The sequence below is a fragment of the Phaeodactylibacter sp. genome (assembly GCF_022763345.1).
GTDB lineage: Bacteria > Bacteroidota > Bacteroidia > Chitinophagales > Saprospiraceae > Phaeodactylibacter.
Genome location: NZ_JALEGS010000042.1, coordinates 1 through 15,066 on the forward strand (window position 1 = coordinate 1; position 15,066 = coordinate 15,066).

At 53.4% G+C, this 15,066-nt stretch carries 12 protein-coding genes; 10 read left to right on the top strand and 2 right to left on the bottom strand.

What is annotated here, in order from left to right; translation table 11 throughout:
- Nucleotides 1–153: 153 nt before the first annotated feature.
- Entirely contained in the window at nt 154–1,932 is a 1,779-nt protein-coding gene (gene lnt, locus MRY86_RS11300) for an apolipoprotein N-acyltransferase (protein ID WP_293566108.1), read from the bottom strand.
- Nucleotides 1,933–2,030: 98 nt separating this feature from the next.
- On the bottom strand, nt 2,031–3,038 hold the full coding sequence (locus MRY86_RS11305) for a GSCFA domain-containing protein (protein ID WP_293566110.1): 1,008 nt from the start codon (nt 3,036–3,038) through the stop codon (nt 2,031–2,033).
- A 107-nt stretch (nt 3,039–3,145) separates the two neighbouring features.
- On the opposite strand from MRY86_RS11305, the gene MRY86_RS11310 reads away from it, so the two are divergent.
- From MRY86_RS11310 to MRY86_RS11355, 10 genes are all read left to right on the top strand, one after another.
- Nucleotides 3,146–4,477 carry a hypothetical protein gene (locus tag MRY86_RS11310; protein ID WP_293566112.1) on the top strand — a complete coding sequence of 444 codons (1,332 nt, stop codon included), beginning with the start codon at nt 3,146–3,148 and terminating at the stop codon, nt 4,475–4,477.
- 62 nt (nt 4,478–4,539) lie between these two features.
- Complete coding sequence (locus tag MRY86_RS11315; RefSeq protein WP_293566114.1) at nt 4,540–6,924, top strand: TonB-dependent receptor; 2,385 nt, start codon at nt 4,540–4,542, stop codon at nt 6,922–6,924.
- Nucleotides 6,925–6,982: 58 nt separating this feature from the next.
- A complete protein-coding gene (gene paaD, locus MRY86_RS11320) occupies nt 6,983–7,480 on the top strand; it encodes a 1,2-phenylacetyl-CoA epoxidase subunit PaaD (RefSeq protein ID WP_293566116.1) in 498 nt (165 codons plus the stop codon).
- A 33-nt stretch (nt 7,481–7,513) separates the two neighbouring features.
- On the top strand, nt 7,514–8,290 hold the full coding sequence (locus MRY86_RS11325; protein ID WP_293566118.1) for an enoyl-CoA hydratase-related protein: 777 nt from the start codon (nt 7,514–7,516) through the stop codon (nt 8,288–8,290).
- 513 nt (nt 8,291–8,803) lie between these two features.
- Complete coding sequence (locus tag MRY86_RS11330; RefSeq protein WP_293566120.1) at nt 8,804–9,688, top strand: prephenate dehydratase; 885 nt, start codon at nt 8,804–8,806, stop codon at nt 9,686–9,688.
- A gap of 40 nt (nt 9,689–9,728) precedes the next feature.
- Entirely contained in the window at nt 9,729–10,919 is a 1,191-nt protein-coding gene (locus tag MRY86_RS11335; RefSeq protein WP_293566122.1) for an aminotransferase class I/II-fold pyridoxal phosphate-dependent enzyme, read from the top strand.
- A 91-nt stretch (nt 10,920–11,010) separates the two neighbouring features.
- A complete protein-coding gene (locus MRY86_RS11340) occupies nt 11,011–11,367 on the top strand; it encodes a four helix bundle protein (protein ID WP_293566124.1) in 357 nt (118 codons plus the stop codon).
- A 126-nt stretch (nt 11,368–11,493) separates the two neighbouring features.
- Entirely contained in the window at nt 11,494–12,333 is an 840-nt protein-coding gene (locus MRY86_RS11345; protein WP_293566126.1) for a prephenate dehydrogenase, read from the top strand.
- 21 nt (nt 12,334–12,354) lie between these two features.
- Nucleotides 12,355–13,446, top strand: coding sequence for a bifunctional 3-deoxy-7-phosphoheptulonate synthase/chorismate mutase type II (locus MRY86_RS11350; protein WP_293566128.1), 1,092 nt, complete (start codon nt 12,355–12,357; stop codon nt 13,444–13,446).
- A 392-nt stretch (nt 13,447–13,838) separates the two neighbouring features.
- Nucleotides 13,839–15,032 carry a hypothetical protein gene (locus tag MRY86_RS11355; RefSeq protein ID WP_293566130.1) on the top strand — a complete coding sequence of 398 codons (1,194 nt, stop codon included), beginning with the start codon at nt 13,839–13,841 and terminating at the stop codon, nt 15,030–15,032.
- The last annotated feature ends 34 nt before the right edge of the window (nt 15,033–15,066 follow it).

Here is a 15,066-nt window from a genome sequence, read left to right on the forward strand (position 1 = left end):
CCCGGTGAGGCTGTCTCGCCCGGCGCTCTCCTTTCGCCGGGCGTGCTGACCATGAGACCCAGCAAAAAGCACACCGGGTGAATGCCCTGGCAACAGCTTGGCATAGTACACCCGGTGAGCTTCCTGCCCCTTTAACCTTATATACTTTAAAAATTAACCTTCACCCTTCCTCCCCGGCAACAAGCCCCGCACCAGGGTATTCAGCAGCAAAAGAGCCGACCCAAACAGGGCAATGCGCGCAATCAAATCTCCCCAAAGAACGTAGAAGGTCACGCGGTCGCTGAACAAGATGTCCTGCCGGATAGCCGCCGCCTCGTCGTAACGCGTAGGCTGCAGGATGTCCCCCCGCTGATCGATGAAGGCGGAAATGCCGGAATTGGCAGAACGGGCGATGCTGCGGCGGGTCTCAATGGCCCGCAGGGAGGCAAAGTAGAGGTGCTGGCGATGCCCGGCGGTATGGTCCCACCATCCGTCGTTGGTCATGATGAAGATGGCCTGAGCACCTTTTCGGATGTAGCCGTTGACGTACTCGCCAAAAATGGATTCGTAACAGATAGCCGGGGCAACCTTGCCGCTGCCACTGCTCAGTACCGAGCGCTCAGGCTGTGTGCCTACGCCTGCTGTAGTGCCTTCCAGTTGTTCCACCAGGGGCTCCAGAAAAAACAGCGCCTCCTTGAAGGGGAAAATTTCAGGCCCGGGCACCAGCTTGGACTTACGGTAGAGCGGGACTTCTTCCTTTCCAATTTCCACTTGTACGGCGGCATTGAGCACTTCGTACCTCAGGGTATCACCATTGCGGCGAACCTGCTCCCGGACATTTGGGCTCAGGGGCTCGCCTTCCTGAAAAACATGGTAGCCATCAATGCCGGTGATGAGCTTCAGCCCTTCAAAACCGCCCAGCTCATTGCGGATGCGGCGCACCGCCGGGTATCGGTTGATCTTTTGGTCATCAACCAGCCCGAAGCTCGTCTCCGGGTAGACCAGGTAGTCGGTCTCAGGGCGGACGACGGATTTGGACAACTCCAGGAAACGGCCGATCTGCTCTTCCTCAGACAGGCTGAACTTGACGTAGTGCGGCTCAAAATTAGGCTGGACAACAGCAACTTCCCGGGGCTCGCCTTCGGGCGTGAAGGTCGTGTACCATACCAAAGAAACCACCATAGGCACTAGGACAAGCGCCCCCAGCTGCAGCAGCGGCTTCCGGTAGCTTTCCTTCGCCTGGTACTTATTCCAGATGCTCAGGCCCAGCACATTCGCCACCCAAATCCACAGGCTGCCGCCAAAAACACCGGTATAGCTGTACCATTGCAGCAGGCTAGGGTATTCTGCGAAGCTGTTGCCCAGCGTAAGCCACGGCCAGGTCAGCTCCCAGTTGAGGTGGATGTACTCGAAAGTCAGCCAGTAGCAGATCAAAGCGGCGTACCTCAGCCCGGGCATGACCCAGCGTGTCGTATGGAACAAAAGCACCGGGATGGTCATCAGCAGGGCATTGACCCAAATGGCAAAGATACCCGCTGCGAAGGCCGTATTCGCCACCCAGTAGGTTGCGATGACATTCCACAGCACAAAGGTATGGTAGGTGTATTTGAAGACCGTCCAGCGGCGGGCTTTTCCGGCTTGTTCGCTCACCTCATTTTCCACGATGAGCAGGGGCACAAAGCCAATCAGCATCAGCCAGGGCACCGGCAGCAAATCCGGAAACCCTACACCGAGCAGCACCCCACTCAGGGTAGACAAGCCCAGCCATCGCCAGCGGGCGTTGCGGAACCACTTGATGCCCAGCACTAAAGCCCCCCACCCGGAGAGGAAAGCCAGCAGCGGCCGGTAGCCCCAAAGCTGCCCCATGCCCCCTCGTTCCACCATATCGATACCGGCATAGGCGCACAGCAGCGCGAATACAATAAGCAAAGTCAGGTGCAAGGGCTTCTTCATGGATGGATTGTGGATTGAGTTGCTGCAAGTTTAAGGAAAAAAGCGCAGGAATCGGGTGCCGGGCTCAAAGGCTTAACCGTTTGTTGACATTGCTGAAATCACTTGAGCAGTGCGGACTGCAGCCGCTCCCGCTCCGGGGAAAAGTCAGCCCGGGGCAAATGAACTTCCAGCTGCTCAATCCGCTGCAACTGCTGCCGCACGAATGCCTGATGTGCTGCCGATGCCGGAAAAAGAGGGCGGTGCTCACTGCCACGTACGATGGCCTCCACTGCATTGAGCTGTTCCAGGGTGTCCTCCTCAAAGGCGACAGAGGCGAAGCAGGACCAGATGTAATCCACCGCCTCCTCAGAGGGGTGCACAAAGTCCGTCTTGTAAAACCGGTAGTCGCGCAGTTCGTCCATCATCAATTCGTAGGAAGGGAAGTAGTGGACATATTCAGCTTCCGCCAGTGCTTCCGCAGCCAGCAAAAGGGCCGCCTTACTCCGCTGATTCTCCACCACCCCGTCCCGGATGTGTCGTACCGGGCTGACAGTCAGCACTACCTCCAGTCCGGGCCGGAGGGCTTTGCAGGCTGCAAGTACCGGTTGCAGCGCGTCCACGATTGCTTTTGGCGAAAGCCGGTACTTCCGAAAAGCATGAGCGGGTACTTTATGACAGTTGGCCACCACCTGCCCGGAGGCCCGGTGCTTGTAAACAAAAGCGGTGCCCAGGGTAATGATCAGGCGGTCCATCCCTGCAACCGCTATTTTCAGTTCCTCCACAGCCAACTGCATCTGCCGAGCCGCCACTTCACGCTCCGGATGCCCCAGCACCCCGTGAAAATCGAAATGCTGCCAGATGCCCTGACTTTCAATCAAATCGTCTTCAGCAAAGGCTACTTCTCCGAGCCCATACTGCAATGCCCGGCTGAGGGCCAGCGGGTTATACTGAATGCCCATAGGGTTGAGGGCAACGGGAAGCTTGAGGCGCTGCAGGCGGGCACCTACTGCTTCGACAAAACAGGAACCCAATCCCACAGCAGGCGTAGAGTACCCAAAAGCCGGAAAAGGATCCGGCAGCGGCACTTTGAGCCTTAATGGTTGCGATTGAGGGTGCTTTTTGGGCATCTGTTTAGTGGTAATGATTTAAAAGTAGTATTTTCCGCTTCGAAATCAGGCGCAATTTAAAGATATTCACCCGGAAAGCCCGGGCTCCTTAATTTTCAGGTTTCAATATGGGATTACTCGACCGCCTTTTCAGGAATGCTGTACAACATACGGAACAACCGTCCATACGCTTCGGCCGGTATACGGATTCCTATAAGGCGCGCTCCCGATATGACGCCTGGGACCGCGCACAGGACCTCTTTGAAGAGGAACAGTTTCTGGAAAGCTACAAGCATTTTCTCCTCTACCTCCGGGATGACGAGGAAGACAACGTACATTGGAAAGAAATACCCGGCGGGCTGGAATTCGAGCTGTATCAGGGGTCCAAAAAGCTGACGGGTAAAGCCACGCCCCACAAAATCCGGGTGCAGGCACCGGTCGTTAAAGCCGAGTCCTTCAACATAGGCGTACTGCGCCGCCTGCTCGAGCAAAACTTCGACCTGAAGTACTGCCGTTTCACCCTCGACCCGGAAGGCAATATCGTCATCATTTTCGACACCTACACCCTCGACGGCTCGCCTTACAAACTCTACTACGCCCTGCGCGAAGCCGCCATCAAAGCCGACAAGCAGGACGATCTTCTGATCGAGGAGTTCCGGAATCTGCAACCGGTGGAAATCACCCACCTGAAGGAACTCCCACAGGAAGAAAAAGAAGCGAAGTACCGCTACATCAAGCAGGCCATCGGCGGAGTGATGCAGGAAGTGGAGCACGGGGCGCTCGACTGCAAACGCTACGCAAGCAGCTACGGCTACCTCCTCCTCGACCTGATTTTCCGCCTCGACTACCTGATCAAGCCTGAGGGCTTTATGATGGAAACCCTGGAGCAGCTCCACCGGAAATACTACGAAAACGACGGCAAGAACACCGCTGGCAAAAACGAAGACCTCTGCAAGGGGCTTAAAGCACTGGCAGAGCGCCCGGCTGAGGATTTCTACCGGGAAATGTACCGGGGCTGCAGCACTTTTGGCATCACGCATACCGTCAACCACGACCGCGTGGTCTCCATCATTAATGGGGAGCTGTATCACATGGACTGGTACCTGGAAAACGGGCACGAGCGTATGGCGATGGCTATTCCCGGCTACATCGTCGGCTTCTGCCTGTTCAACTACGCCGTGCCAAAACCAGACCGCGACCTTTTCCACCTGTATTATCAGATTACCGAGCCGGCCTACTTCGGCGACCTCGGCTTCACCGTAAAGTACCTGGACGATAGCACCCAACAGCCCGACAAACGTGCCATCCGCCGGGCTATTAACAAAATTGTGGATGAGAACAAGGGCAGCTTTCCCAACTTCTCCTTCCCCACCGGCTCCCTGGACTTCAGCAGCCTGCCCCGCTTTGCCCGCTCTTACCTCACGATTATGAAGTCGCTCAACCTGGTCAAGGCGTTATAGGGATTGTTTTTAATCATTTCCGGCATTTCAACGTTACACCATTGAAATAACACCGAGATGAAATGCCCTTTACACGCTGCACCTTTTTCCTCATTCTGCTAAGCATCCCCTATTTTGCCCTTGCCCAATCTACTATTCCCCTAACCGGACAGCTACAGGAAACCGGCACCAGCAAAAGCCTGCCCTTTGCCACAGTGGGTCTGTATGCCTTGCCAGATAGCAATATGGTGACCAATGCCCTTACGGAAACGGATGGCCGCTTTTTGCTGGAAGCCCAACCCGGCAATTACTACGCCCTGTTTCAATACGTGGGCTATGAGGACCGCTATCGGAGCCCGATTAAAGTGCAGGCAGGACAGGACACGCTCAGGCTGGGCAAGGTGGAAATGTCCACTGATGCCATTGCCCTGCAGGAAGTGGAGGTCCGTGCCGAGCGCAGCCAAATGGAATTCAAGCTCGACAAGCGGGTCTTTAATGTAGGCAAAGACCTCACCAATGCCGGCAATAATGCTGCCGATATCCTCGACAACGTTCCATCCGTAAGTGTGGACCCGGAAGGCAACGTCAGCCTGAGGGGGAGTCAGGGGGTGCGCATCCTCATCAATGGCCAACCTTCCGGCCTGCTGAGTGCCGGAGATACGGAGGCTTTGCAGCGCATGCAGGGCGACATGATCGAGCGGGTGGAAGTCATCACCAACCCTTCCGCCCGGTACGAAGCAGAAGGGGAAGCCGGTATCATTAACATCATCCTCAAAAAGAAGGAGAAGAAAGGCTTCAACGGCTCCTTTGGCCTCACAGCCGGGCAGCCTGCCAATTACGGTGCCTCCTACAACCTCAACTACCGCAGGCGGGCGTTCAACTTTTTCTCCAACTTCGGGCTGGATTACCGGCGGGCGCCAGGTGGTGGCAATGCAACACAGCGCTTTTTTGAGAATGGCGAACTGACCAACTTCTTCACCAGCGAAACCAGCCAAAACCGGGGCGGGCTCGGCGGCTATCTGCAGATGGGCACCGATTACAACTTCAATGAGCGCAATACCATCACCGCGGCCCTACTCTACCGCACAGGAGAAGATGACAACCGCGCTACTGTCACCTTCCAGGACTTTGACCCGGCGGGCAATCTGCTCAACACCACGGTCCGCCGTACCGACGAAGTGGAGGAAGAGCACAACCTGGAAGCCACCCTCAACTACGAACGGCAATACGACAACCCTGATCAGAAATGGACCTTCAATTTCAAGTATATTCTGGACGACGATACCGAACTAGCCGACTACCGGCAGACGGATGAAGAATCGACTATGCCACTCTTGCAGCGTTCCAGCAATACCGAGGACGAAATCAATATGCTGCTGCAGACCGATTACATTTACCCCATTAGCGAAAGCACTAAAGTCGAAGGCGGGCTGCGGGCTGCTTTTCGTACCGTCAACAACGATTTCTTTGTGGAAGAAGAAGGCGCAGATGGGGCCTACACGCCCCTGCCCGACTTCAATGACGAGCTGGAATACACGGAAGATATCTACGCTGCCTATGCCATCGGCGGGCATGAATTTGGGCCCTACGGCGTGCAGGTGGGCCTGCGTGCGGAACTTTCTGACATCACTGCGGCCCTGCTCCGCTCCGGCGAATCCAACGATCAGGACTACCTGAGCTTTTTTCCGAGTGCCTCTCTGTCTTATTCCCTTACCGAAAAGGATCAGTTGCAGGTCAGCTACAGCCGCCGGCTGAGCCGCCCTTATTTCCGGCGCCTCCTCCCCTTCTCCAATTACAATAACCCGCGCAACAACAACATAGGCAATCCCAACCTGCGCCCGGAATTCACCAATTCCTTTGAAGCCGGTTACCTGCGCTATCTGAAGAACGGCACTTTTTTGACGAGCCTTTACTACCGCCGGACCACAGGCGTGATTGAACGCCTGACGCTCCCTGCAGATGATGGGACGGCAATCATTTACCCCGTCAACCTGGCTGTGCGCGATGCCTTCGGGCTGGAGCTCAACCTCAGCGTACAACCTACCGAATGGTGGGACATTACCGGCGATGTGAACCTCTTCCGGGCTATCATTGAGGGCAGCTTTGAAGGTACCGACTACAGCGCAGACACCTACACGATGAGCGGGCAGATCAACTCCAAGGTCAAACCCACCGACCGATGGCAGGTGCAGGTTTCCTTCGACTATACGGCCCCACAGCGTACGCCACAGGGGCGGCGTTTATCCATTTACATGCTCGATATTGCTGCTTCTCTGGATGTCCTGAACAACCGGGGCACCGTCACGCTTTCCGGGCGCGACCTCTTCAATACCCGTCAGCGGCGCTCTGAAGTCGATCTTCCCAATTACGAAGAAGAATCGGTCTTCCAATGGCGGCGCACGCAAAGTGTTATCCTCGCCTTTAACTACCGGCTCAATCAGGAGAAGCGGCAGGAACGACGCCAATAAGGACTGCCGTCAACCAAGGCGTACGAACAAGCGTTAGTACTTCAAAGTCCTAACCATTATGACCACAGCAACCACAACTGATGACATTTGGGCCGTCCTCGAAGCGGTCACCGACCCGGAAATACCAGTACTGACCGTCACCGATCTGGGCATAATCCGTGATGTGAAGCTTAAGGAGAATGGCGGCGTGGAAGTAATTATCACCCCGACCTACTCCGGCTGCCCGGCCATGAATACCATTGAGATCAACATTCGCGCAGTCCTTCAGGAGCATGGCTACGACAACGTCACCGTCACCACTGTGCTGCACCCCGCCTGGACCACCGACTGGATGACCGAAGCCGGCCGCCGAAAGCTGAAAGCGTATGGCATCGCGCCCCCCGTGGACGGTACAGCAGATAAAGGCGCCCTTTTTGCCGAACAGCCCAAAGTGGAATGCCCGCAGTGCGGTTCCGTCAATACGGAGCTGGTGAGCCAATTCGGATCTACCGCCTGCAAGTCGCTTTACCGCTGCCTGGATTGCCGGGAACCGTTCGACTACTTTAAATGCCATTAAAAAACCCTTTACCTTTACCGAAAAACCAACCCAATGGACACCATTCTTCTCGAGAGACGAGGTGCCGTAGCGCACATTACCCTCAACCGCCCCGACAAATACAATAGCTTTAACCGTGAGATGGCCCTGGCCCTGCAAGGCGTGCTGGACGAGTGCAAAACAGACGAATCCATCCGTGCCCTCTATCTTACGGGGGCCGGCAAAGCCTTTAGCGCCGGGCAAGACCTGGGCGAAATTGTTGCGGACGACGGCCCGGAACTTACGACCATCCTTACGGAGCATTACAATCCTATCGTGACCCGGCTGCGGGCTATTGAGAAGCCTATCGTTGCCGCCGTCAATGGCGTGGCCGCCGGGGCAGGTGCTAATATTGCGCTGGCGTGTGATATTGTAGTCGCTGCAGAGTCCGCGAGTTTTATTCAGGCGTTCAGCAAAATCGGGCTCATCCCGGACAGTGGAGGGACTTATACCCTGCCCCGCCTGATTGGCTATCAAAAGGCAGCCGCACTTATGATGCTGGGCGACAAAGTACCCGCCGTGGAAGCCGAGCGCATCGGCATGATTTACAACTTCTTCCCGGACGAGGAATTCGAGGAAAAGAGCTGGGCAATTGCCGAAAAGTTATCCCAAATGCCTACCGTAGGCCTCGGCCTAACCAAGCGTGCCCTCAACTATGCCCTTGATAACGATCTGGAACGGCAACTAGCCATCGAAGATCAACTACAGTCCACGGCCGGGCAGACCGAGGACTACGCAGAAGGGGTGCAGGCCTTTCTGGAAAAGCGCAAACCCATTTTCAAAGGGCAGTAATGCTGGTTGGCGCAACAATACTTAGCAGACGAACAATTGTTTGTTCATACCTCTTCAAAAAAAGAGGGGTTATTTTGCAAAACCCACAAACGAACAATTGTTAGCACAGTAAAAATGCAATAAACCCAACAAAATTTAAAAAAATTCGCATTTCACTTTGCGGAATGCCGAATTAATCCCTAGGTTTGTATCATAACAATAAGCAATGGAACGCAACTACCGCAACTACTTTTTTAGCTTTTACTTTTATGCCGGAGCATAAGGGCTGCTAAATCTTGCGGATTGCGAAAAGATATTTAGGAGCCCTGTACAAGCAGGGCTTCTTTTTTTTCGGGAATAACCAAATCAAAACCACATGTACAGTCCCAAAGCGGCGTATTACTTTTTTTACTTTTTCTTTTTTGGCTATCCACCAAAGGGGCTGCCGTTGAGTACATGTGCATAAGCATAAGAACGAAACGAAAGCCCCGCCCGAAAGCGGGGCTTTTTTATTGGAATAACAATTCATAAACCATGACCAAGACACAGGCCGGCTATGCTGCCGGCGACACCACCTCCACCCCACTGCGGGTCAGTATTCAGGGCTACGCAGGCGCTTTTCACGAAGTGGCTGCCCGTCATTGCTTTCAAAATCAGCCCCTGGAAATTGTACCCGCGCATACCTTTGAAGACCTGGTGGGCATGGTGGAAGCGCAGGAAGAAGCAGATATCGGCCTGATGGCTATCGAGAATACCCTGGCAGGAAGCATTATGCGCAACTATACCCTGCTACAGCAGTCGGGGCTGCATATTACAGGCGAAGTTTTCCTACGCATTAAGCAAAACCTGATGGTATTGCCCGGTGTGCAAATCGAATCACTGCGGGAGGTGCATTCTCACCCCATGGCTATCTCGCAGTGCCGGGAGTTTTTTGCGCAGTACCCGAATATCAGGCTTGTGGAAACGGCAGACACCGCCCTCAGCGCCCGGGAGATCAGTGAAAATGGCTGGTCGCACATTGGTGCCATCGCCAGTACCCTTGCCGCCGAAATGTATGGGCTTGAAATTATCGCGCCAGGCATTGAAACCAATAAAAAGAACCACACCCGGTTTTTGGTGCTGGAGAAAGGCACGCCTAAACTGGATGCTACTCTGGAAAAGGTATCTATCTCTTTCGCGACCGATCACGAAGTGGGAAGCCTGTACAAAGCGCTGGCTGTAATGGCCGCCTACAACGTCAACCTGACCAAAATACAGTCGGCCCCCATCATCGGACATCCCTGGGAGTATCAGTTTTACGTCGACTTCGTGGTGCAGGGCAAAGTAGGGCACGAGCAGGCTCTCGACGCGATCCGGCCACTGACCCGCAATCTGCAGGTGCACGGCGTTTATGCCTGCGGTGAGCATTACGAATACTAAAGCATTCCTCTAAAAACCTTTACCAGAATCTCATTTTGCAATGACCAAATCAGTAGCGAAATCCGACATGATCGTACAACCTGCCAGCCGCCTGGGAGAGGTTAAGGAGTACTACTTCTCGACCAAACTCCGGGAGATTGCGCAAATGCGCGCCCAGGGCAAGCCTGTCCTCAATCTGGGCATCGGCAGCCCCGATTTACCGCCTAGCCAGGAGGTGATCGACACGCTGACCGATGCCGTTCTTCATAATGACGTCCACGGCTACCAAAGCTATATGGGCATCCCCGAGCTGCGGGCGGCTTTCGCCGAATGGTATGAAAAGTGGTTTGGCGCCAACCTTGACCCGGAAGGGGAAATCCTGCCACTTATGGGCTCCAAGGAAGGCCTGATGCACATCGCTATGGCTTTTCTCGAAAGTGGAGATGAAGTGCTTGTGCCCAACCCCGGCTATCCGGCCTACCGGGCAGTATCTAATCTGACCGGAGCCACCATCCGGGAATACAAGCTGGAGCCGGAACGCGGTTGGCTGCCGGACATGGAAGCGCTGGAAAGCACCGACCTGAGCCGGGTAAAAATTATGTGGCTCAACTACCCGAATATGCCGACAGGGACGGCGGCAGATTTGTCTTTTCTGGAAAGTATCGTGGCCTTTGCCCTCCGCCACCGCATCCTGATTGTCAATGACAACCCCTACTCCTTCATCCTGAATGAGCAGCAGCACAGCATTCTGAGCATTCCGGGTGCGAAGGACGTAGCCGTGGAGCTCAACAGCCTCAGCAAGGGGCACAATATGGCAGGATGGCGCATTGGCATGCTGGCCGGGCGGGCGGATTACCTCAAGGTGGTGCTGCGCTTCAAGAGCAATATGGACTCCGGTATGTTCAAACCGGTGCAACTTGCCGCAGTTCAGGCCCTGAAAAGCCCTGCTTCCTGGTATGAACGTCTTAACGGGGTCTATGCTGAACGGCGGGAAACGGTTTTTCAACTCTTTGATGCGCTGGACTGCAAATACGACCCGAAGCAGGTGGGCATGTTCGTCTGGGCTAAAATCCCGGATCCGTATGCCGATGCTTATGAACTGGCAGACGAGGTGCTGTACAAGCATAACGTTTTCATCACCCCGGGCGGTATCTTCGGTTCTCAGGGCGACCGGTACCTGCGGATTTCGCTTTGCAGTGATGGCGCACTTTATGAAGAAGCCATGCGTAGGGTTGGAAATGCAAAAATGTAAAATGTAAAATGTAGAACTGACGAAGGGAAAAGGGCGAGCGGTGCCGAGAGCAGCCGGAGTTAAAAAGGTAAAGTGCTTAAATGAATTGAATATGGAAAAGACGCGAAAATATGATCTGGAAGACCGCCTCATTGCTTTCGCTGTGATGGTGCTCAACCTTGTTGAACAACTACCTAAAACTTTCGCAGGGCAGCATTTGGGCGGGCAGCTGACACGGTCTGGAACGGCACCGGCATTGCTTTATGGCGAAGCCCAGAGCGCAGAATCCAGAAAAGATTTCATTCATAAAATGAGGATTGCTTTGAAAGAACTTAGAGAATCACAAGTCTGCCTTAAAATTATCAAAGCAAAGCCACTCCTGGAACGCGCTGTTGTTGAACCCGTTCTAAACGAGTGTGGTCAACTGGTTGCCATTTTCACAGCTAGTATAAAGAAGGCTCAGGGCTAACCCGAATGGCCTAACCCTTTGAGAAGGAAGGCTCTTTACGCCTAAGAAGCCATCAAGTGAGAAACTTTTACATTTCCGACGGCCCGTATGGGTCACATTAACACAGATTTACATTTTAAATTAAATATGACAGTTGCAATTATCGGTATCGGACTCATCGGCGGATCGCTGGCCATTACCTTAAAGGAAAATGGTTTTGCCGGCCACATCATCGGTATTGATGCCAGTCAGGAGAACCTGGACAAGGCGATAAGAAGACGGCTGATCGATGTGGACCTGCCTCTTGAAGAAGGTGTAAAAAAGGCAGACCTGATTATACTCGCTACGCCGGTCGACGCCATGCTGACTTTGCTGCCGCAAGTCCTTGACTTGATTGAGGAGCAAGTAATCATTGATGTGGGTTCTACCAAAGCAGAGCTCCTCAATGCAGTGGACATGCACCCGAAGCGTGGACAATATGTGGCTACTCACCCTATGGCGGGTACAGAATTTTCCGGCCCGGAGGCGGCAATCCCTAACCTCTTCGACCATAAGTGCGCTGTATTGATTGATGCCGACCGCAGCGCCCCGGAAGCCGTGAAATTAGTACGAAAGATGTACGAAAGCATTCCGATGACCATCGTTGAACTCGACCGGGAGGCACACGATTTGCATTCTGCCTATGTGTCCCACATTTCCCACATCAGTTCCTTTGCGCTGGCGTTGACGGTACTGGAGAAGGAGCGAGACGAAGGGCGCATTTTCGAGCTGGCCAGCGGTGGTTTCAGCTCAACGGTACGGCTGGCCAAGAGTTCGCCGAACATGTGGATCCCCATTTTCCGGCAAAACCGGGACCACGTGCTTGATGTACTGGACGAGCACATCAATCAGCTCGCCCGTTTCCGGTCGCTGCTCATCAAGAAAGATTTTGACACATTTTACCAACTCATTGCACAAGCCAATGATATCAAACGCATTTTACGATAACCTTTGAAAATTCACGTAACCATGGATATGACTTTCCAACCTCTGCTAGAAGAGAAACCGGCTAATAAGCCACTTATTATTGCCGGCCCCTGCAGTGCCGAAACCGAAGAACAGGTACTGACCACCGCCCGTGCCCTTGCAGGCCAAGGCATAGACTTATTCCGCTCCGGTATCTGGAAGCCTCGGACCCGCCCCGGCGCATTCGAAGGCATCGGTACCGAAGGCCTGGGCTGGCTGCGCAAGGTCAAGGAAGAGACCGGGCTTAAAGTGACCACCGAGGTCGCAAACACACAGCACGTCTTCGAAGCCCTCAAGCATCAGATTGATGTGCTTTGGCTCGGTGCCCGCACTACTGTTAATCCGTTTTCCGTACAGGAAGTAGCCGATGCCCTAAAAGGCGTGGACATCCCCGTGCTGATCAAAAACCCCATCAACCCGGATTTTAAACTATGGGTAGGGGCCATTGAGCGCATCTACAAAGCGGGGATTACCCGAATTGGGGTCATCCACCGGGGCTTTAGCTACCACGGAGAGACCAAATACCGGAACGTGCCGCGCTGGCAGCTTGCCATCGACCTGAAGCGGGAATTCCCTGACCTTCCTATTATCTGTGACAACAGCCATATCTGTGGCCGCCGGGATATCCTGCAAACGGTAGCGCAGAAAGCACTCGACCTCAATTTTGATGGCTATATGACCGAAGTGCACCCGGATCCCGACAACGCCTGGAGCGATGCCGCACAGCAAATTACCCCGGCACAATTCCTGGAAATGAAAGAGCAGCTCATTTTCCGTCAGCCGACAACTGATAATATGGAATTCCTCGAAAACCTGGAACACCTGCGGCACGAGATTGACGAGCTGGACGAAGAAATGCTCAACCTGCTCAGCAACCGTATGCGCCTGGCAGAACGTATTGGTGAGTACAAGCAACGCAATAACATCGCCATTCTACAAAGTAGCCGCTGGAACGAAATCCTGGAGCGCGCCGTAACCAAAGGCAAGCTCAGGGGGCTAAGCGAAGAGTTTGTTACGGTTTACCTCAAGGCGGTCCACCAGGAATCCATTAACCATCAGGAGAAAGTGATGAACCAGCCAAGGGCAGAAGCATAAAGTCCTGCTCCGCCCTGCCCCCTACAGGGCGGAGCCACTAACCCTTATCAAACAGCCCTATACAAATAATAAAAATTTAAATCTAATAAATACCGGGTATGCGGTATGGAATAAATTGCAGTAAATCCTATATTTGTATCAAAGAAAGTAGGCACCGTGCTTAGATAAGTCTGTGTATAAGGAACCTCTTTCAGATTTAATTATCCCTTAAACTACATAATCCCATGAAAAAGCAGGTATGTCCTGGTTTTAACACGCTGCGTGTTCCACCCACTTCCCTTTCCGCTAACTTTTCAGTAAGTTTTTCTGAGTACTAAGCTTTAGTTGATTCCTAATCAACCCTGAAAATCGTTTGGTCATAATGTATGGCTGATTAGCAGAAAGTGTACGACATGCGAGTAGTAATCCCAAAACTTAAAAAAATACTTCCCTATTTTTGGTTGTTGCCAATTGGGCTATGTGCCCAGAATGAGGCGGCACCCACCTCCCCCCAACCGCTTGCCCTTACAGGCACGCACGGTACTGTATCCTGTCAGGATTCCTGGCAGGTACCATCACCGGTTCTATCCCATTCATCATCAGAATCCATTTCCTACACTTTTGAAGACCAGTACTTCAACCTGAGCTGCCAAAGCCAGGGCTGGCAAGGCTATTTCGCATGGTCCAACTGGTCCTATGCTACAAGAGATGGTGACGGTGGGGTAGATGTCACCGGAGCTCCCAATTCAGTATTAGTTGAAGGGGCTAATAGTGCTTCAATCCTTCTGACTCCCGGAAGCCAGGCAGCTTACGAGCTCGCCATTCCGGCTGATGGATTTGTCAGATTTGATTGGAGTTACGTTGGGGGCTCCTCTTTTTCAGACCACACATTTAAAGTGTTTATCAATAATGAAGCTGTGCAGGCCCCACGCCCGGAACAGCCTTTCAACACATTTTATTCTTCTTTTCTTAACACCGGAGATACGCTGAGACTTGTCGCCGAAGCCCGGGAAAAAGGCATCGAGATCAGGCTCTCCAACTTTGAATTTCTCAGCAATGCATTAGGCGTAGTGGAGCGTTTGTGGAAAGCTACAGACCAAGAAGCCACTGTCAGTACCTTCCGACAACTGATCAGCGTCGAAAAACCGGGGATTAACAATATTATTTTTCCCGAATCCTTCGATGGTTTTGAAGCACCAATATTGGAAGACCCGGCTGCTTCCGGTCCGGCCTATACTGGTTTCCCTGTTGTAGACACCGATGGGGACCGGTCTACCACGCATGACCAAATAAGCCTTGGCGAAGAATTTTGCAGCTTTACAGCTACTTGGGATGATGAAACACTATATGAAAACGGCTTTTGCATCATCTATCGCAAGTGGAGTGTGAGGGACCTTTGCGGGCAGAATGTTTACCACGCTACTCAAACGCTCAAAGTGGCCGGCGGTTGCCCTAATTGGGGAGCACCTATCCCACACCTGCATCAGGCAGAGAGTGTACCCCAGCCAAGTTTTGAAGATATTGCGCCGGATTCCCACACCCTGACAAAAATCATGCACCCGGCAACGGAATGGCTGCGTGACCCCCTGAATGCCCTGTATCCTTAGCATCTGTAAGCAGGCGGCGAGGCTTCCTGCTTGT